Annotated in this window: 14 protein-coding genes and 4 pseudogenes; 7 read left to right on the forward strand and 11 right to left on the reverse strand. The window is 69.9% G+C overall.

What is annotated here, in order from left to right; genetic code table 11:
- Window positions 1-355 precede the first annotated feature (355 nt).
- The 3 genes from ACHFIV_RS16270 to ACHFIV_RS16280 form a co-directional block, all read right to left on the reverse strand.
- A complete protein-coding gene (locus ACHFIV_RS16270; RefSeq protein WP_398968811.1) occupies window positions 356-2,260 on the reverse strand; it encodes a CASTOR/POLLUX-related putative ion channel in 1,905 nt (634 codons plus the stop codon).
- 312 nt (window positions 2,261-2,572) lie between these two features.
- Window positions 2,573-3,421, reverse strand: coding sequence for an NAD(P)H-binding protein (locus tag ACHFIV_RS16275; protein WP_398968813.1), 849 nt, complete (start codon window positions 3,419-3,421; stop codon window positions 2,573-2,575).
- 146 nt (window positions 3,422-3,567) lie between these two features.
- On the reverse strand, window positions 3,568-4,431 hold the full coding sequence (locus tag ACHFIV_RS16280) for an alpha/beta hydrolase (RefSeq protein WP_398968816.1): 864 nt from the start codon (window positions 4,429-4,431) through the stop codon (window positions 3,568-3,570).
- A gap of 655 nt (window positions 4,432-5,086) precedes the next feature.
- Between ACHFIV_RS16280 and ACHFIV_RS16285 the strand changes: the two genes are divergently transcribed.
- Window positions 5,087-5,416: a DUF6233 domain-containing protein gene (locus ACHFIV_RS16285; protein ID WP_398968818.1), complete on the forward strand. Its 330-nt coding sequence runs from the start codon at window positions 5,087-5,089 to the stop codon at window positions 5,414-5,416.
- Window positions 5,417-5,457: 41 nt separating this feature from the next.
- Here the strand turns inward: ACHFIV_RS16285 and ACHFIV_RS16290 are convergent, their stop codons facing one another.
- Window positions 5,458-5,961 carry a metallophosphoesterase family protein gene (locus ACHFIV_RS16290; protein ID WP_398968821.1) on the reverse strand — a complete coding sequence of 168 codons (504 nt, stop codon included), beginning with the start codon at window positions 5,959-5,961 and terminating at the stop codon, window positions 5,458-5,460.
- A 233-nt stretch (window positions 5,962-6,194) separates the two neighbouring features.
- Between ACHFIV_RS16290 and ACHFIV_RS16295 the strand changes: the two are divergent.
- Both ACHFIV_RS16295 and ACHFIV_RS16300 read left to right on the forward strand, forming a co-directional pair.
- A pseudogene (locus tag ACHFIV_RS16295) lies at window positions 6,195-7,210 on the forward strand (ArsR family transcriptional regulator).
- A gap of 84 nt (window positions 7,211-7,294) precedes the next feature.
- Window positions 7,295-8,200 carry an NAD-dependent protein deacetylase gene (locus ACHFIV_RS16300; protein ID WP_398968823.1) on the forward strand — a complete coding sequence of 302 codons (906 nt, stop codon included), beginning with the start codon at window positions 7,295-7,297 and terminating at the stop codon, window positions 8,198-8,200.
- 149 nt (window positions 8,201-8,349) lie between these two features.
- Here the strand turns inward: ACHFIV_RS16300 and ACHFIV_RS16305 are convergent, their stop codons facing one another.
- Window positions 8,350-8,916 (reverse strand): GNAT family N-acetyltransferase, encoded by a 567-nt coding sequence (locus tag ACHFIV_RS16305; protein ID WP_398968826.1) that lies wholly within the window; start codon window positions 8,914-8,916, stop codon window positions 8,350-8,352.
- Between the two features lie 504 nt (window positions 8,917-9,420).
- Here ACHFIV_RS16305 and ACHFIV_RS16310 point away from each other — a divergent pair.
- Window positions 9,421-10,881 carry an amino acid permease gene (locus tag ACHFIV_RS16310; RefSeq protein ID WP_398968829.1) on the forward strand — a complete coding sequence of 487 codons (1,461 nt, stop codon included), beginning with the start codon at window positions 9,421-9,423 and terminating at the stop codon, window positions 10,879-10,881.
- A 247-nt stretch (window positions 10,882-11,128) separates the two neighbouring features.
- On the opposite strand, the gene ACHFIV_RS16315 is transcribed toward ACHFIV_RS16310, so the two are convergent.
- Together ACHFIV_RS16315 and ACHFIV_RS16320 are read right to left on the reverse strand one after the other, a co-directional pair.
- On the reverse strand, window positions 11,129-11,938 hold the full coding sequence (locus tag ACHFIV_RS16315; RefSeq protein WP_398968832.1) for an alpha/beta fold hydrolase: 810 nt from the start codon (window positions 11,936-11,938) through the stop codon (window positions 11,129-11,131).
- Window positions 11,939-12,209: 271 nt separating this feature from the next.
- Entirely contained in the window at window positions 12,210-12,482 is a 273-nt protein-coding gene (locus ACHFIV_RS16320; protein WP_398968835.1) for a hypothetical protein, read from the reverse strand.
- A 919-nt stretch (window positions 12,483-13,401) separates the two neighbouring features.
- Between ACHFIV_RS16320 and ACHFIV_RS16325 the strand changes: the two are divergent.
- Together ACHFIV_RS16325 and ACHFIV_RS16330 are read left to right on the forward strand one after the other, a co-directional pair.
- Window positions 13,402-13,968, forward strand: a pseudogene (locus tag ACHFIV_RS16325) (alpha/beta fold hydrolase); the annotation flags it as partial.
- 342 nt (window positions 13,969-14,310) lie between these two features.
- Window positions 14,311-15,129: a MerR family transcriptional regulator gene (locus ACHFIV_RS16330; protein WP_398969702.1), complete on the forward strand. Its 819-nt coding sequence runs from the start codon at window positions 14,311-14,313 to the stop codon at window positions 15,127-15,129.
- 180 nt (window positions 15,130-15,309) lie between these two features.
- Here ACHFIV_RS16330 and ACHFIV_RS16335 read toward each other — a convergent pair whose 3' ends face one another.
- From ACHFIV_RS16335 to ACHFIV_RS16350, 4 genes and pseudogenes are all read right to left on the reverse strand, one after another.
- Window positions 15,310-15,465, reverse strand: a complete 156-nt coding sequence (locus ACHFIV_RS16335) for a hypothetical protein (protein WP_398968837.1) — start codon at window positions 15,463-15,465, stop codon at window positions 15,310-15,312.
- A gap of 890 nt (window positions 15,466-16,355) precedes the next feature.
- Entirely contained in the window at window positions 16,356-16,802 is a 447-nt protein-coding gene (locus tag ACHFIV_RS16340; RefSeq protein WP_398968840.1) for a TIGR03618 family F420-dependent PPOX class oxidoreductase, read from the reverse strand.
- Between the two features lie 156 nt (window positions 16,803-16,958).
- Complete coding sequence (locus ACHFIV_RS16345) at window positions 16,959-17,585, reverse strand: hypothetical protein (protein ID WP_398969705.1); 627 nt, start codon at window positions 17,583-17,585, stop codon at window positions 16,959-16,961.
- Between the two features lie 225 nt (window positions 17,586-17,810).
- Window positions 17,811-18,230, reverse strand: a pseudogene (locus ACHFIV_RS16350) (SRPBCC family protein); the annotation flags it as partial.
- Between ACHFIV_RS16350 and ACHFIV_RS16355 the strand changes: the two are divergent.
- Window positions 18,177-19,085 (forward strand): annotated as a pseudogene (locus ACHFIV_RS16355) (LysR substrate-binding domain-containing protein). The pseudogenes ACHFIV_RS16350 and ACHFIV_RS16355 sit on opposite strands and share 54 nt — an antisense overlap.
- Window positions 19,086-19,226: the final 141 nt, after the last annotated feature.

The raw sequence follows: 19,226 nt of genomic DNA on the forward strand, positions 1-19,226 counted from the left end.
CTCTCTCGAGCCTGAACGTTTCCGCTGCGTCGGATTCACTCGAAAGCACGCACTCGACCGGCGTGGCGGAAACCGCGGCGGCCACCTCCGTCAGGCCGGCTGAGACACTACGAGGTCATCCACCGCGCGGGCATGACCCGTTTCACGGCCCCGGAAGGGTCGGTGATGAGTTCGGGGCCCGCTGTTCGGCCCCTCCTGCGGTACGGGAACCACCGGCACCCGGCGGACGCAGGTCAGGTGGAAGTCGTCCGGATGACCGCGCGGGCGCGGCTTCTCGGGCCCGCGGCGGCGCCACGGACGAAGCCGCCGGGGCCGGGGAGCGGTCCCCCGGCCCCGGCGCACCCGGGCTGACCGGTCAGTTCGTGGTGATCACGATGACGTCGTCGTGCGCCATCCAGCGCCGGACGACTCCCTTGGAGGGGTTGACGTGGACGCCGTGGTGGGGCCCGGCCGTGGCCGTGTCGCGGCTCCGGTAGCCGATGGCGCACTCCCCTCGGCGCGAGGCCGACTCGACGACGGTGGCGAAGGAGGCGTGGTGCCCTTCCCGGACGTAGTCACCGGCCGGCCTGAGGTGGATGCCGCTGCCACCGGGAGACAGGAGGTCCTCGAACACTTCGGCGAGACGCCAGTTCTGGGAGATCTGAGCCATCAGGAGACCGATCAGTTTGCCGCTGACGACGAAGTCGGCACCGGGCCCGACCGGCGCGATCGCTCTGTTGCGGTCGTCGGTCATCTCGGTGACCACGGAGATCGCTCGTCCCGAGGTGCGTTCGAGATCGCGCAGGAGCAGCAGTGTGACCAGGGCCCGGTCGTCCGGTGACCCCGTGCCGGCCGATCGGTCGGGCCCCAGGACGATGACACCGTCGTAGCCGGCGGCGTCCAGGCCGTTCACCGTCTCGGGAAGGGTCGGATCTCCTTCGCGGAAGGTGACAGCCAGGCCGGTGGCCTCGGAGGCCGTGTCCCGCACGTCCGCGTCCGCCGCCCCTCCGCCGTCGGCCACCACGTGCAGGGCCGAACCGGCCGCGGTGTGGCGGGACAGATGGGCGACGATGTGTCGTGCCCGACGATTCCAGCCCAGCAGGAGCAGTCGCTGAGGGCGTGCCGACGTCGGTGGACGGGACACGATGACCGACTCGTCGAAGGCCGCGGGCTCGTCGGCCGGTGTCGCCGTGTCGTCGTCCTGCGCGATCACGACGAGCCGGTCCCCCGGGAGAACGGCCGAGTCGGGGGCCGGGTTCAGCTGTACCGTGCCGTTCGCCCGCACGACCCCGACCACGCAGGCGTCCTGATAGGCCAGCAACGCCCGGCCGAAGGGACGCCCGGCTTGCGCCGGAGCGTCGATGACGTAGAACTCGTCCCCGGCGAAGTCGAACAGCTCCTGGTAGACGAGCGAGAGGCCCGGTTGCCTGACACACTGTGAGATCAGGCGGGCGGTGATGTCGTCGACCTCGAGAACGACCGCGTCCGGACCGGCCGCGAGGCGTGCCGCCAGCCGGTATCGCTCGTCGCGGACCACGGCCACCACCCGCACCCGGCAGCCGTCGTCGACAGCGGCACGCAGGGACAGCAGACTCTTGACGATCTCCGCGTCCTCGTCCGGCTCGTCCCGCGGGAGCACCAGCACGACATCAGCCGTGCCGGGGCTGACCCGTACGAGTGCGGCCGGGTCGGTGGGCCGTCCGTTGCGGCAGATGATCCGTGTGCGCCCGGTACTGCCGACTTCGGCGCTCAGTTCCTCCTCCATCTCGGTCTTGTCCCGGTCGGCCAGCACCGCGATCGCGCTACGCCCCTGGTTGGCGTTGGCGGCGACGAGCTCGGTCACCACCGTGTGGAGCTGGGCGGACCAGCCGAGTACGACGGTGTGCCCTTCTTCCAGGACCGTGGAGTGGCCGAGGCGCAGAGCGACGAGCTTCTCGGTGATCGCAGCCGTGATGAGACTGACGAGGGTGGAGACGTAGAAGAGGGCTACGAGGGCGAGCACTACCGACAGGACGACCCGCAGAGGGGATCCGACCTCGCCGCCCAGCCTGAGTGTCTGACCGACGGTCCGCCACACCGCGGCGGTCTTGGCCCGCAGGGCGTCGGGAGCCCTTTCGTCCGTCCAGACCAGGACCGCGCTCAAGGGAACCACGACGGCCAGGCAGGCGACGGCGAGCCATCCGATGAGGCCGGCCACTCCGCCGGTCAGCGTGTTGTCGAACCAGTACCGCACCTGTTCGTTCAGAGGAGCCCGGCGCTCGGTTTCCGCCCCGCGTCGCACCGGCCCACGCGAAGCGTGCTGCGGCTGCCTCTGCTTCCCCACACGGGCACCGCCGGAGCGCGAACGCCGGTCCGTACCGCCACTTGTCTTCTGCACAGCAGCAGCGTGAGAGGTCGTGGCGTCCAGCACAGGCGATCAGACCGGGTTTCATCCTTTCGAGATCCACAAGCAGCAGGGCCTCGCCCATCGGCGCTGCGGCCCCTCACCTGCGCGTGGTCTTCCGGCTTCGGTGGTGAGCACCACGACTCCGACTCCGCGCACCCCCTGTCGTCGTGCTCCTGATCATGCGCACCGGGGTCCGGAGGAACGTGCTCAGGCCCTGGCGACTCGACGGAAGGCGTCGGCGTTCTCCGAAACCCACTGCCGGAACGGGCGAGCCGGCGTTCCGGTGACCTGAGAAACCGTGTCGCGCACCATCAGCAGCTCGGGGTTCACGTCTCCACCAGTGACGTCGAGCACCGCGTCCGCGGCCTCGGCCCCGAAGACCGCGACCATCTGCGCGTAGGCCTGCCGACGGCTGATCTCGGCGAAGGGCACCTCCCGACCCAGTACTGCCGCGATAACCGCGACCTGCTGTCGGGCGGTTATCGGCTCCGGCCCGGTCAAGGCGTACGTGCGTTCGTGGTGGCCGGGCTCGGTCAGTGCCACCCGTGCCACCGATGCGACGTCCGCGGGGTGGATGGTCGGTAGCGCCGTCTCGGGGTACGGCGCGCGGACGGTCTCGCGGCCGCGGATGGACGCAGTCCACATCAGGGCGTTCGACGCGAACTGCGTCGGCCGCAGGATCGTCCAGGCCATGCCGGTTTCCTTGAGCAGTCGCTCCACCGCCAGGTTCTCGCCGGCGGGGCCGAGGTGCGGGTGGGTCTGGACGGTGATGGACGACACCAGTACGACGTGTTCCACTCCCGCCTGCCGGGCGGCTTCGAGGATGTCGGCGTCCGATCCCGGACGCGGCACAAGAAACAGCGAGCGCACCCCTTTCAGCGCGGGCTTCAGCGAAGCCGGCTCTGCGAAGTCGCCCTCCACGGCCTCGACCCCTTGGGGGAAGACGGCCCGTGCGGCGTCACGGGTGAGCCCTCTCAGCGGCCCGACACCGCGTGCGTGCAACTCCTTCAGCAGGGCACTGCCTATGTTTCCGGTGGCTCCGGTCACGAGGATCACGAGCGTGTCTCCCGTCGTCAGCTGATCGAGTGGTCGACACGCTAGAACCTCGATAATGCTTCAGGTCAAGGAGGCGCCCGGCCGTGCACGAGGAGTGGGCACGTTCACCCGGATGTGCACGTTCACGTGTACGCCGACGCCCCCGGTCAGGACGACCGGGACGTGAGCGCGGCGACTTCACCCAGGAGCCGAGCCGCCGGCCCCGGAGTGATCAGCCATTTCAGGTGGCTGCTGTCGAGGGTGCGGACGTCGTAGGGGTTGTCCGGCGTCAGCGCGTCACCCTCGCGGATCAGCCGGTCCTGCATCGCGAGCGGCATGCTCGCATCACCGGACAGGCGCACGAACGTCTTGGGGACGCTGCCCCAGGACGCGGCCTGTGCCCGGTCGGCCGAGGTGCCGACGTCCAGGTTCTCATCGGGCTGGAAGGTGTTCAGGAAGGTCAGGAACTCGTCGTCGGTGCCGTCGGCGACGAACGCGGCCTTGAACGCCTCGAGGGCGGCGGGGTCCGCAGTCCGGAAGTTGACACGCAGCAGGCCCAGTTCAGCCGGATTTCCGGCCAGGGCCAAGCCGAGCGACCCGGCGTCGACCGTGGCCATCTCCGGCTCGGCGTAGTACTCGCCGACGTCCAGATCCACCGGGCACCAGGCCGCGACGTAGACGAGTCGGTCGATGAGGTCCGGCCGCGCGTTGGCCGCAGCGGTCACGGTCGCACCGCCGCGACTGTGCGCCAGGAGGATCACCGGCCCGTTCTCCTTGGCCCGTTCCAGGATGCCGAGCAGGTGCGCGACGTTGTCGGCCAGCGTGACGCCCTTGATCGAGCCAGGGGCCGTGGCCAGACCTGCGGGATCCTGCGGTGCCTGATACGCCCTCGAGAAGCTTGCCCCGAACCCGTGGCCGGGCAGGTCGACAGCCACCGAACGATGTCCGAGCAGGCCGAGTTCCGCCTGGAGCGGCGCGAAGGAGAAGGAGTTGGCGAAGGCTCCGTGGACCAGTACGAACGTCGGTTGCATCTAGCTGCTCACTCTCTGACCACGGCCGCCTCGGCGACAGGCGCGGCCTGTGAACGGCTGCTGTGCTTCCCCCTGCTGCGGAGACGCCTGCGTGCGGCAGGCGCCACCCCGCCCGAGGCGAAGTGTCGGTCGAATGACGGCGCGAACGGTTGCCCGATATCCCTCGGGGACACTACGCAGCGGAAGATCATCCATGCAACCGGTATGAGCCTCTCCGTTTCCACGTCCGCCGGGTCCGGAACATCTCGGAGCATCCACGTGGGACTCGCCCGCACAAATCGAACAGGCGTACTATTACGGATGTGCCGATGTACCACCTCCCCGAAGTCCGCCGCGAAGCCCACCTCGCGCCGCGCCGGACTCGCGCCGCCCTTGGACACCACGCCGCGAGCCCTACCCGGCCCGCTGAAGCGCCGCCCGGTCGGCAGGCCGAGCAGCAGCAGCACTGCGACCGCCGGCCGGGATCCGCCGATTGCCACGGGCACACACGCGTGCAGGGTGGAGAGGCGGACCGCCGAGGGCGGCTCGCGATCGGCCCCAGCGCCGCGGTGTCCACACACCTGCGCCCTCACCGGCGCGCGGAGCACCCGACCGCGTTCCGCCCGGTCCCGGCGAGTGCCCGCCGGACGGTGCACGCCGACGGGGCGCCGTAGCCGTGCCGGGGCCCGACGGGATCTCCCGGCTCGAGAAGTGGCGGGCGACCCGGGCATACCTCGCCTGGCAGCTGCAGTGCGTGGACCGCCGCATCCGGGAGCTGGAGGCTCAGGAGCAGCGGGACAGGCGTCGCAGCCGGCGGGCGAGGGTCGAACGGTCGTGGAAGATCCAACCGCAACGCTCCAGTTCGAGCGCCCTGTTGCACCGCGGCAGCTGCGCGTTGTTCAAGAACGACTTCGGGTTCATCTCCCGCGAGGAAGCGGTGGCCGCGCTGGCCGACCCCGGTATCGAGGCCTGCCAGATCTGCGACCCCCGGACGGGGCTGCCGTGAACCAGCACATGTGAACGGCGGCGCCACGGGCGAAGCTCATGTCAGACGCGAGGCGGCAGGCGGTGCAGCTGTACGTCGACGAGCCTTCCGCCCGACACCTCGGCGGTCATGTACGTGCAGTACGGCTGCCTGCGCCTGTCGGTCGGCGAACCCGGGTTGAGCAGGCGCAGCCCGCCCGGAGCGGTGGTGTCCCACGGGATGTGGCTGTGACCGAACACCAGGACGTCAAGATCGGGAAAGCGAGCCGCGCACCGTCTTTCGCGGCCTTGCGACGCCCCCGTCTCGTGCACGACGCCGAACCGCAGACCTTCGCACTCCACCCGTGCGACTTCGTCGAGCCTCGATCGCAGCTCCGGCCCGTCGTTGTTGCCGTAAACCGCGACGAGGCGCTTCGCGCGCGCCTCGAACAGGTCCAGCGTCGCGGCGTCCACCCAGTCTCCGGCGTGGAGGACGACATCCGCCGCGTCCATCTCCGCGAGGAGGGAAGCGGGCAGGTGCTTCGCCCGCCTGGGCACGTGCGTGTCCGATGTCAGCAGGAGGCGCACGCTGGGCCCTCCTGTCCTTCGGTCGCATGGCTGAAGCGCGGCGTTCGCCGGATCAGCCAGTGTGTCATCGTCCGGCCTTCGACGCCGCGCGGGCGGCGATAAACGCCTGCCCCCTATGACCATGAGACTCCCGTTTATCGCGTCTTATAGGGAAGTCCTACGATCAGTCGGCCAGACGTGCTGAGCCAGGGGTGACGCTGGACGGCACCGAGCCGGGCACCAGGGGACGACGCATGCTCCGTATGCACTTCAGTGACGCGGACCTGGCCAGGACCAGGATCGCAGCCGCGCCTGATCCGGTCTGGGAGATCGCCGCGAGCCTGCACCGGCTGCAGTCACGGAAAGGCCGCTGGGCTCACGCGGAGTGGTACCGGACGGCCCGGCAGCAACTGCGGGAGAAGGGGCTGGAGCGGGCTCTGCGGAGTGTCCTTCTGCCGCTGTACCCGAGAGCGGCGTACTTTCCGGACTTCCTGACCCCCGCTGACGCGGTGGGCGACCTGGCCATGGGAATGGAATCATCGTGGCCACGCCTGCGCGACGGGTCCTGGAGGAAGTCGCCGTTCTCGACCGCACCGTCGGAGCCCCTGCCTAAGCCGGGGAACTGACCCGGCTGGACGCGCGCAAGGAGCTGGTGGGCATGCTGCGCACCTACTACGACGCGGTCGTCGCCCCGTACGAGGAACAGGCCCAGGCCCGGCTCGAAGCGGAGCGTGCGGCACGCTGCCGCGGGCTCCTGGACGGCGGTGTGGAGGGCATGCTCTCCGGGCTCGGGCCCCTGCTGCGCTGGCGCCCTCCCGTTCTGGAGGTCAGCTATCCGAAGCAGGCCGCCGACCGGGACCTGCATCTGGACGGCCGTGGTCTGACACTGGTCCCCTCGTACTTCAACTGGGGGGAACCGGTCACCTTCGCCGATCCCCAGCTGCCGCCCGTGCTCTGGTACTCGATGCTCCACGAAGGGAGCCGGCCGGGCACCCCGTACGGCGCCGACGTCGACGGCCGGCCCTTGACCGCCCTTCTCGGACGATCACGCGCGGTCGCTCTGCGCGCCGCGTCCACCGGCGCAACGACCACGGAGATCGCCCGTGCCGCAGGGATCTCGGCGTCATCGGCCAGTCGGCACGCCACTGCGTTGCGTGACGCCCCGCTCATCACCACCGTCCGGCACGGCCCGACCGTGTTGCACACCCTCACCCCGGCCGGGGCCTCCCTGCTCCGGGCGGGCACGACGGCATCCGTGTCGTCCGGCTGAACGGAATCCGGGTGGTGGGTGCCCGGGGCCGGGCAGGCAGCGCGATGGAGGGGGTGATCGTGGCGTGTTCCGTATCCTGGGGGCATGCGTATGCGCCCCACTCTCAGCTGGGTCCCTCCGGCGGACCTGTCGCCGGGCACGACCGATCTGACGCCGGTTGCCGAGGCGCTGCGCACCGGCGGTGTGCTGGTACTCAGCGGGGCGGGCCTTTCCACGGAGTCGGGCATTCCCGACTACCGGGGCGAGGGCGGGAGCCTGAGCCGGCACACTCCGATGACGTACCAGGAATTCGTCACCAGCCCTCAGGCCCGGCGGCGGTACTGGGCGCGCAGCCACCTCGGCTGGCGCACCTTCGGTAGCGCCCGCCCCAACGCCGGACACCGAGCCGTGGCCGCGCTCGGGCGGCATGGCCTCCTCTCGGGCGTCATCACCCAGAATGTCGACGGTCTGCACCAGTCCGCCGGCAGCGAGGACGTCGTGGAACTCCACGGCAGCCTGGGACGGGTCGTGTGCCTCTCCTGCGGTGCCCGCAGCCCGCGTCGGGAACTCGCCCGGCGGCTGGAGGAGGCCAACGCCGGTTTCGAGCCGGTGGGCGCCACGATCAACCCGGACGGTGACGCCGACCTCACCGACGGACAGGTCGGGGAGTTCCGCGTGATGCCGTGCACGGCGTGCGGCGGCATCCTCAAACCGGACGTGGTCTTCTTCGGTGAGGCCGTACCTCCGCCGCGGGTCGCGTACTGCCGCGAACTGGTCGGCGGGGCGGCCTCCCTACTGGTGCTGGGTTCCTCGCTCACGGTGATGTCCGGGCTGCGTTTCGTCCGCGAGGCGGACCGGGCCGGGAAACCGGTACTGGTCGTGAACCGGGACCCGACCCGGGGCGACCGGCACGCCGTCGCCCGCGTCGCACTCCCGCTGGGAACGGCCCTCACCGACGTGGCCGGCCGGCTCGGCATCGCCGTGGGAAACGAGGCGGCAGAGTCCCGGTGAGGCGGTGACCGCGGCAGGGCGCCTCGGGCACGCTCCCGCACCGCGGGCCCCGAACGTCCCGCCTCTCCCGCCCGCTCGCACCGGTCGACAGACCGCTCGCCGGTGCCTCGCACGACCACCGGTCCCTCGTCCGCCGAGCCTGTCGCGCGTCACCGCACCGAGGGGCGCGGGTGCGTGGCCCAGTGTTCGGCGGCCGTGATGCCCAGCAGCACCACGTCGTGATGTTCTCCGGCGAAGTACTCGTGCTGCCGGAGCCGCCCCTCGACGGTGAAACCCAGCTTGGCGTACAGGGCGAGGGACGCCTCGTTGAAGGCGTAGACCTCGACTTCACACTTGTTGTAGCGCTGCTCCGCGAACATGTAGGTGAGGACAAGTCCGGTGGCCTCCGTCGCATACCCCCGCCCACGGTGCTCGCGGGAGATCTCGATGCCCGTCTTGAACCGTCCGGCGCGGGCATCGGTCTCTCCGACCGTCACGGCTCCCGCGAACGCGCGGTCGGCCAGCACCTCGACCACCAGCCGGAACGCTTCGGTGTTCGGCGGCCGCCCGGCACGGTCGGCGGTCCAGGCCCGGAAGCTCTCCGCTGAGCGGGGAGGTTCGACCAGGTCGGCGTTGCGTACGTCGATGGTGTTCCGGGCCTGGTCCCGGAACCCCTTCCAGTCCTCCGGCTCGACGCCCCGGAGGCGCACCTTCTCGCCGGCCCACATGTCGCTCATGACGCTCACCACTTCGCTCAGTTGCAGACGTCGGCGGCCGGTCGCTTCGACTTCCCACGGCAGCAGCGGACACGGTCCCGTCCCCTGGTGGACGCACCGGGTCAGGACCGCGTGACCGGCAGGGGCCGGCTCGCGGACAGGATGTCGCCTTCCCCCGGCAAGGGCAAGGCACATGGGCGAAGGCCCGACCGGCCCGCCGACCGGGGGCCCCGAGCCGAGGCAGGAGCCTGAACCGCCGAAGCCGGACGAGGTCTCCCTCCCCCCGCCGCGCCGCACGGGCGGTCAGGCCACGGAGCGCACTCCCCAGCTGGGCGACAGACGAGACCTCGCTTGCTTTACTGTGCCGAAACCTCTGGAATACCTCAGATTTGTTTTCGACAGCTGGAGCGCACTGCCAGAATCACAGGGTTCCTGATCATGCGCCTTCGAACCATCGCCGGGCGCAGCCCCCCACGGGCCCGGCCGGGACCGACCATCATCCCCTCACAAAGGCGAATCCCCTCCATGAGTGACGGCAGCATCACAGCAGCCGATCAGCTCGCCGCTGACTCACCAGCGGCGCGCTCCCCCCACGTGGACGCCGGCGACGCCGGTTACAGCAAGGACCTCAAGTCCCGCCACATCAACATGATCGCCATCGGCGGCGCGATCGGCACGGGACTGTTCCTGGGCGCCGGCGGCCGTCTCGCCGACGCCGGGCCCTCGCTCGCCATCGCCTACGCGGTCTGCGGTGTCTTCGCCTTCTTCGTCGTCCGCGCGCTGGGCGAGCTGATCCTCTACCGGCCGTCGTCAGGCGCCTTCGTCTCGTACGCCCGCGAGTTCATGGGTGAGAAGGGGGCTTTCGCGGCCGGCTGGCTGTACTTCCTCAACTGGTCGACGACTGCGATCGCCGATATCACCGCAGCAGCGACATACGCGCACTTCTGGGGCATGTTCAGCGACGTCCCGCAGTGGATCCTCGCGTTGATCGCCCTCGCGGTGGTGCTCACGGCCAATCTCATCTCGGTGAAGTACTTCGGCGAGATGGAGTTCTGGTTCGCGATCATCAAGGTGGCCGCCCTGGTCGCCTTCATGCTGGTCGGCATCTTCCTCGTCGTCACCCAGCATCCGGTGGACGGCCACACCCCGGGGCTGTCCACCGTCTCGGACACCGGTGTCTTCCCCGTCGGCACACTTCCGATGCTGCTCGTGATCCAGGGCGTCGTCTTCGCCTACGCCTCCGTCGAGCTGTGTGGTGTCGCCGCCGGCGAGACGGAGAACCCCGAGAAGATCATGCCCCGTGCCATCAACTCCATCATGTGGCGCGTCGGACTGTTCTACGTCGGCTCGGTGGTGCTGCTCGCGCTGCTGCTGCCGTACACCGCCTACTCCGGGGACCAGAGCCCCTTCGTCACCGTCATGGACAAGCTCGGCGTTCCCGGGGCAGCCGGTGTGATGAACCTGGTGGTACTGACCGCCGCTCTGTCCAGTCTGAACTCCGGCCTCTACTCCACCGGCCGCATCCTGCGCTCCATGGCGCTGTCAGGTTCCGCGCCCCGGTTCACCGGTCTGATGAACAAGGGGCAGGTGCCCTACGGCGGCATCCTCCTGACCGCGGGCTTCGGGGTACTCGGCGTCGGGTTGAACTACGTGGTGCCCGGCCAGGCATTCGAGATCGTGCTGAACTTCGCGTCGATCGGGATCCTCGGGACCTGGGGCATGATCATGCTCTGTTCGCTGGTCTTCTGGCACCGCTCGCAGAACGGCCGGGTGACGAGGCCGGCCTACCGCCTGCCGTGGGCTCCGTACACCCAGATCGTGACCCTGGTGTTCCTGGTCGGGGTGGCCTTCCTGATGTGGTGGGGCGGCGGCGTCGGCCGGACGACGGTGATGTGCCTGCCGCTGATCGCGGCGGCACTGGTCGGTGGCTGGTTCGTCGTCCGCGGCCGGGTCGACGAGGTGGCGCGGGCCAAGCAGAACGTCTGACCTCGCGCCCCCTGCCCGGGTGCCGACCGGCGAGCAGAACGGTCGCCCGCTCGCGTCGGGGCGAGAGTGCAGCCCTGCGACAACGGCGTCGCGCCCCACGCATGCGTGGGGCGCGACGCCGTTGTCGGCCGGAGCCGACTCGTCCGTGCGGGGCGGCACCTGTGGCAGGCCGCCCCGCCGTTCACCGGCGGTCCGGCCCACCGACCGCGGTCGTGCTCATGAAGGGCCGAGAGCCGATCGGGACCGGTCAGGCCGCGGTGCCCTCAGCGGTTTCGGGTGCCGGCGCGCGCCGGATGGGCAGCATCGTCTCTACCTCGTCCCCCGCGAGGTGGTCCACGATCAGCCGGTTGACCAGGGCCGGCTTCTCCAGCGGAACCAGGTGTGAGGCGCCGGGTACGACGGCCAGCTGGGCATCCGGGATCGCCCGGTACAGGGCCGTCGTATGCTCCAGCGTCATCATGTCGTCATCGCCGACCAGGACGAGGACAGGCGCCTCGACACGGCCCAGGTCGTCGCGGGTGAGCGTCGGCTGGGTGCGCCACATGTCGATCATCTTCTCGGCCACCACCGGCCAGTGGCCCGCGCCGTCCGGCGCGACGGCCTCGTACATCTCACGGAAGAACGCGAGGCCGTCGCCGGCCGGCGTCATGGCGTCGAGCATCCCGGGTTCGGCGAAGCACTCGGCCGCGGGGCGGAAGTTGGCTCCGACGGCCACGACCTTGCGGACCAGGTCGGGCCGGGCGATGGCGACGAGCAGCGCGACCACGCCCCCGTCGCTCCAGCCCACCAGGTGGGCCGGCCGTCCCACGACGGTCTCCAGGAAGGCCTCCGTGTCATCCGCCATGTCCTGGTAGGAGAGCGGGCCGGCGACGTCGGGGGTGTGCCCGTGCGCGCGCCGCTCAGGCAGGTGGACGCGGTATCCGGACGCGAGGTCGGTGCGCAGCTCCCCCCACGTCTCGTTGGTACAGAAGCCGCCGTGCAGCAGGATCAGCGGTTCACCGGCGCCCTCGGTCTCGTACCACGTCCTGACTCCGGGAAGTTCCGCGTACTCGCCCATCGTTCCAGGCCTCTCCGCGCTGTCGCCGTCCCGGCCAGTGTGCGCCGGCCCTCTCACGTCCGCCACGCGGGCCGAGGGCGCCGGGCAGGCACCCGGGGCCACCGGCCCGCGTCGGGCGTTCCGAGAGCCCCGGGCGAAAAGGGAAGGACGAGAGAGGAATCCCGGTACGTGGTCGCCGCTCCTCCGCCTCCGTCGAGCGGGGCGCCGGCAGGGTCGCCCCCCCCTGCGTCCCGCCGTACGCGGCCGGGCCCGTGCGTGACGGGGCCACGGGTCACCCCGTCGACTCGTCCGGGGTGGGGTGTTCGGGGTGGACGCCGGCATTGCGGGCCGCGCCGCGGCCGGAGCCGGCTTCGTCCAGGTCGGGCCTGTCGGTCTCGGGTTCGGCGTGCTGTTCCGCTTCGGCGGCTTCGCTGTCCGGCGGGAGGATCACGTCGAGGGCGTCCTCACCGTCCTGGACCTGCTGGTCGGGCATGTCGGCGGGTATGGGCGGCGGGCTGCCCTCCGCACCTGTGTAAGCGGTGCCCTGGGGCCTGCGATCGGTCATGTCGTCACTCCCGTCGGTGCGTGCCCGTCCGGTGCGGACGGGCCGGTTTCGCACCTCGCATACCCCCCGTCCCTGGGACGACGCATCCCGGTCCGGATGCTTCCCGCACCGGGACGGGAAGGCGGACGACCCGTGCGTACGTGCAGGCGGACGCGCCTTCCGTACCCGGACTCCGTCAGCCGCACGAACTCCTCGAACTGCGACAACGGTGGAGCAGCGGCTCGAGGGGCGGCACACACGGGACTGCGAGGGCTCACTGCGATCCTGGACCGCGCGGGTAGGTCCGGCAAGTGCTGCCGCTTGCGCCGGGACACAGGCCGGCCGCAGGCGACCACCGGTGGGCGAGCCGGTGGCGTGACCGATGTGCGGCGGTGAGGGTGCGGTCATAGTCATCGGGGAGGTGGCGACGCCGGGGCGGTGGCACGCCCCGTCGGCACTGTGGCGAGGGAATCGCACCCGGTCACCGGGCATATGACGACAGTGTCCACAACCGGGTCCGTGCGTCATGGCGAACCGCACGGCGGGCAATCGGCACACGCACGCGCGCAAGCATCACGACCACGGACACGATCACGGCGGTCTCACTCGTGGTGCTGCCAGGTGCGGATGCCGTGGGCCGGTCCACGCGGCGCCGCGGCTGACGGCCGCGACCGTGCACACCGACCACGCGCCCGTGGAAGACGATCCGCACACCGAGCTCCGCCCTCTCGCCGTACGGGCTGCGGAGGCTCAGGCGTTGCCGTGGTGGACGCGGCCCTCCCCCGGGCTGCAGGACATGCGGAGCCGTGTGCGGTGCGGTGGCGGGGACGTGGGGGGGGGTGAGCGTCTCGCTGTGTTTCCCCGTTGGCTCCGGCGGCGTCCCTCCAGGATCGTGCGGCGGTTGACCCTGACGCACGGGCAACCTCTCAGCATGGCTGGCATGACTTCACAAGCCGATGCCGCCGGAACCGACCAGGGATCCGCCCCCGTGACACTCGCCTGCGTTCCGACCGACAGGGAGGAGGGGGCCGCAGGACGCGATCGGGCGGTGCAGCACTTCACGGTCCACCACGACGGCGTCACCATTCCGGTGACCCGCGGCGGCCGCGGACATCCACTGGTCCTGTGCCCTGGACTCAACTCGACCCAGGCCGGCCTGCACGACCTGGCCGACCTGCTTCGGCGCGACCACGACGTGGTGACCTTCGACCTCAGGGGCCACGGCCTGGCTTCGGCCGCCGGACAGTACTCCTTCGAAGCGTTCCTCAGTGATCTCGTCGCCGTACTCACACACATCGAGCTGCCCTCCGCCCCCCTGCTCGTGGGCTACTCGATGGGTGCGGATCTGGCCGTGCACTACGCCGCCGAGCGTCCCGGGGCAGTCGCGGGACTCGTCCTCATCGACGGGGCGAACCCGTTGCCCGAGCCGTTCATCGCCGATGCGGACCTGGCGGCGTTCCGCGCTATGGCAGAGGACCTGGCGACGCGGCAAGACGCGATGCGGGCGACCGCGCGTCAGGTGCTGCTCACCGGGCAGGACATCTTCGACCTGAATCTGGAGATCGATGTGGTCCGGTCCGCGATACTCGACCGGTACGGGAAGATCGATCACCCCATCCGTATGATCATGTCGACGTCCATCGCCGGAAGCAGCGGTGCAGGACGTGCGTCACGGCACAACCGCGTCTGGCGCGCCGGCGTCGAGCGGCTCGTCCGTGCACGATCCGACGTCGCCACGGCGTGGCTCGAGGCCGACCACGGGCTGGTCTTCACTCATGCCGCGGAAATCGCGGAGATCATCAGGAGCGGACCACTCAGACGTCAGGCCGGTTTCCAGGAGACTGGTCCGATGCTGACCATCGGCGAGCTGGCGTCGCATGCCGGCGTGACCGTGCGCGCGGTGCGCCACTATCACGCCAAGGGGCTGTTGCCCGAGCCGGAGCGAGACCGCTCCGGCTATCGGAGGTACGACGCCGGCGCCGTGGTCGAGCTGATCAGGATCCGGACCCTCGCCGCGGCAGGGGTCCCGCTGGGACGCGTGCGGGAGCTGCTGGAGGCCGAGGAGTCGGAGTTCACCGCGGCGATCACAGATATCGACAAGCGGCTGACAGCCGAGATCCGAGTACGGCAGCGGCACCGGGAGCGGATAGCGTCCCTCGCCTCCGGGGACCACCTGGCGTTACCTCCGGAGGTGGTCGGGCATCTCGACCGGCTGCGGGCGCTCGGGGTCGACGAGCGGATCGTCCAGGCTGAACGTGACGGCTGGATTCCATTGGTCGCGCTCGCGCCCGACCGAGTCCCGGAGTGGATGGCGCGCAAGCGCAGGCAGATCACCGACCCCCAGTTCGTCGCCTTCTACGTGACCCTGAGCCAGGCTCTCGACCGCACCCACGACGACCCGCTGCTGGTCGCATTGGCAGACGAGCTGGCCGCTTACCTCACACACATGGCCGACGAGCAGGGTGAGGACTACGTCGACGACACCGGCATCTCACCACCGTTGGCCCAGCTGATGGACGTGCTGGCGTTCGAAACGGTGCCGCCGGCCCGGCAACTGATCGAGCTGCTGACGAAGCGAGGCTGGACCGGATGGACCAGGCTTCAGCGCGTGCGCCCCACGCGGGAGGCGACCGAGATCCTCACTGACGAACTGAGGGCCGGGGGCTGAGGAGCCGGCGTAAGGGGCCGACCCGTGGCCCGGGCGGAGGAGACGGCGACGTGCGGGTGGGCCGCGACGACATGTCGTCGCGGCCCACCCGCACGTATCGGCACCTGTTCCACCGAACTCGCTGGGCAGGCGCGGATCGAATTCTCGAAGGCCTCGGCAGCGTTCTATCGGCTCACGGAACTAGAAATAGTGCTTTCGCCCGCCCACCTTGCGACCACTTGCGCCAAGGAGCCACAGGATGGCGCCGACCACGACGAGCACGCTGCCAATGGTGGTCAGCAACGATATGCCGACAAGCAAGCCGATTACGAGCAGAATGGCACCGAGCAGAATCATGTCAGTTCCCGTCATAGAGCTTCATGGGCGCGTTCAGATTTCCACTTCGTAGCGGACTGATCACACCCGGCCGGTACAGCCTGGCTGACTTCAATTCGTTAGCGGTCAGGTTCCTGCCGCGCTCATCCTCGTGCCCCGCACCATCGCGTTCATGCACACCGCAAGCGCACATGAAATGCGTAATCTCACGATCACTCGTTCACAACAGATGTCCGCGTGCAACGCGCGACGGGGTACCTGCCCGGCGGGCAGTTGCCTCGTGTCGCGCCGCCGCTGCCGGCGATCCGTCCGCCACCGACACCCCGCACCCACCAGCACAGCAAGCGGCTACCGATAGCACTCGCGTTCGGGTTACCGCATCTGCCGAGGGTGCGCCTGCCCACCGATCACAATCACCCGACGACGGTGCGGACCCGCCGGAACGGCGTTCGTGGCGGTGGTTGAGCGCCCGGTACCCGGTCAGCCAGGACATGGCCCGCTCCGTGACCCATCGGCGGTGTCCCATCAGACCGCCCGAAGCACGCTTCGGGAGCCCTTCTCAGAGCGGCCCTGGACAGCAGGGCTGCCCTGAGAGCCGGTCACTCGCACCGGAACAGGTGGTGTTTCACCCCGTTCGGACGGGAGCTACCTCCGAGTGGAACCGGTCGGGCAACTCGTCGGGGCCTCCCGGAGTCGTCTCCACCCGTGTCAGCAACCGAGGACGCACATCGGCGTCTTCGGCACGGTTGAAGACGTGCGCGTAGTCGGCGGCAGGGGTCTCCCTGTCAGGCCCGACCTCGACCGAGGCGGATGGCTGTGCCGACGCCCGTCGCGGCCGGCGGCGTCCCGGACGTCTCGGACCGGGGCGGTTCGGGCAGCCGGGGCGTCGCAGCGGAGTGTCCTCAGGGCCCTCATGGTGCGGGAGTGGGGCCGCCGGGACGGAACCTCTCGACCCCGACCACATGCCGCACCTTGAGGGGGCGCACGATCGCCGCGACCCGCTGCTCGCCCGGCATGATCCACTCGAAGCGCTCGACGCCCAGGTACTTCCTGGCCAGCCGGTCCATCCGGTCGTGCGCCTCCTCGCCTTCGATGAAGCGGACCACCTCACCGCTGATCTGCACCCTGTCGAAGGGGTCGGCGGCGTCTGCGTGCGAGAGATAGACGCGGGGGTCGCGGCGTAGATTCTGCTCCTTCACCCGGCCCACCGAGGTGTTGAACGTCAGCTCTCCCTCCCCCTCCAGATCCACCCACATCGGGCTGACCTGCGGAGATCCATCGGCGAACACGGTGCCGACGTACCAGATGTGAGGGGCTCGCAGTCGCGCGCGGACAGCTTCGTCGAAGGTCGCAGTCATCACCGGAGGCTACCAACCATGACCCGCAGGACAGCTCAGAGGGCTGCTCGTCCGACGGGGCACCGACGACGGGATGGCACACCCACACCTTCCTGCCCGCACCGCCCGGTACGTCCGGAGCGCCCTGCCGGGCCAGGCGGTACGCGGCGTTCAGGGTCAGACAGAGGCTTGCCGGGTGGGCTGGGCGTGCGACAGCAGGAACTCGGTCGCCCTCGCGATGGCCTCGGTGGACGTGGCGTGGCAGGCCTCGGACTCCTCCTCCTGCTGGTCCGCGGCGACGGCTGCGAACCACCAGGCGTCGGCGTCCGGCTCGTGGTGAATGACGGCCGTGCCGCCTGCATAGCGAAGCGGGATGGATTCACTGGCCGACTTCTTGGCGACCGCGTGGGGCCACTTCAGGCGAGCGGACTGGCGCTTGATGCCACCCCAGGCCTTACCCAGCTGGGCGTAACTCGCTCCCCCACGGCCGGCCACGGTCGCGGCGCTCTCCGCCAGCCGGTCGACGGACTGCTTGGCTTCGTACAGTGCCCGCAGCAGAGCCAGTTGCACGTCCGGCGCGGCCATGAGGGCCTTGTCGAAGGGTTTACCGGCGGCCTGATAGGCGAGCGCGCGTGTCGAAATGCGTTCGGTGAGCGCGCGGACGGTCTTGAGGACTTCGTCGTCCATGACGAACGAATCGTCGTCGGTGGGCTCATTCCAGGCGGGATCCACCGCGGTCAGGACGGTGGGCCAGAAGTCCTTGTCGTCCTTGTCGGGGGTCGGGATTGCCACTGCGTCATCCATGCGACAAACATACCTGCGCGGGACACTGACGACAAGTAAATCTGTCGAGTGCTTCGATGACAGCCTAGGCTGTCGGGTGCTGTCAGGGCCGAATCGGCCGCACGCCGGACAGGGCGGACATGTCGAACCCGGACACGTCCGACAGCGTCGCGCGGGCCCCCCTTCCCGGAGGTGGGGCACGAGGCGGAACCCCGTGCCCCGCGCCGCGTCCTCACCGGCTCCGTCCGGCGTGAAAGTGCCGGTCCACTCGACGAGGGAGGAGCCGCCCTGCGCGTCCTGGCGCACGGTGAGGGTCGAGAGGTAACCGGTCACCGGGAACGGGGCCTCGAGTATCGAGTAGCTGTAGGTGCGGGCCTTGTCGTCGAAGAGATCGAGACGCTCGACGATCCGGCCCCCTTCCTCACTCGTGAGGCTCCGGGTGCGACCTCCTTCACCGAGCTCACTCCTGAGGATGTACGGCAGCCAGTCGGGCAGCGTGCCGAAGCCTCCGATGAGCTGCCAGACACGTGTGGGCGGCGCGGGAATGCGAATCGACGCGGTGGTCGTGGTCCAAGACTCGCTTGGACTGAGTTGAGTCCCCAGAGGTCTTACATGCTTGACCTGCGACAACTTCGCTACTTCATCGCCGTGGCCGAGGCCGAGCACGTCGGCCGCGCGGCAGAGCAGCTACACATCTCCCAGTCGCCTCTCAGCCGCCAGATCGCCCAGCTCGAGAAGAGCCTCGGCCTCACACTCTTCGAGCGCACCCAGCAGCGCATTCGTCTGACCGCCGATGGACGGGTCTTCCTCACCGAGGCCCGCGCGCTGCTGCGCCACGCCGACCGGCTGGAGAACCTCGGGCGACGCCTGGGACGCGGAGAGGAAGGCGGACTGTGCATCGGGTACGTACCCGACGCCATGCACACCGGCGTGCTCCCTTCAGCGCTGCGCATCCTGCAGCGGGAGCGCCCCGGCATCCATGTGTCCCTCTACCATCTGACCCCGGACGAACAGTTCGTGGGCCTGCGGTAACGCAGCCTCGACATCGCCCTGGTCCAGCAGCCCCCCGGAGCGGACGACCCCGACCTGCTGGCGGCCCCCCTGCTCGAGGATCCACTGCTTCTCGCCCTGCCCGCGCGACACGCCCTCGCACGCCGGCAGGACATCACGGCGCCCGACCTCGACGGCCAGCCCTGGATCGCCATCGACACGCTGCACCAGCAGGCGGCCAGGGACACGTTCGTCGCCGCCTGCACGGCGTCGGGTTTCACACCTGACATCCGCCTCGACGCGCCGGATCCGCTGACCGCCCTCGGCCTCGTCGCCTCGGGCCTGGAGCTGGCGCTCGTCCAGAAGAGCATGATCCATGGCGCCACCGAGGGAGTGGAGGTCCGGGAACTCCCCTGGCATCAGGCTTCCGTGCACCTGTGGGCAGCCTGGCACCGCACCGACCTCCGCCCGGTGGTCGGGTCGTTCCGCGAAACCGTCCTCAGCCACCGCACCGCCCCACCAGCCGTGTGACGGCACAGGCCCACGGGTCGTGTCCTCGACCCAGCGGGGAGCTCAGCCCCCTCACTGTGGGCGATCGCCTGGCGCGGAATCGCGCTCGGCCTGGCGGGCCGAGCGGCACCCCGTCCCACCGGTGGTGGCCGCCTCTGGAAC

Origin of the sequence: Streptomyces sp. ALB3 (assembly GCF_044385685.1) — a bacterium.
In the GTDB taxonomy this organism is placed as follows: Bacteria; Actinomycetota; Actinomycetes; order Streptomycetales; family Streptomycetaceae; genus Streptomyces.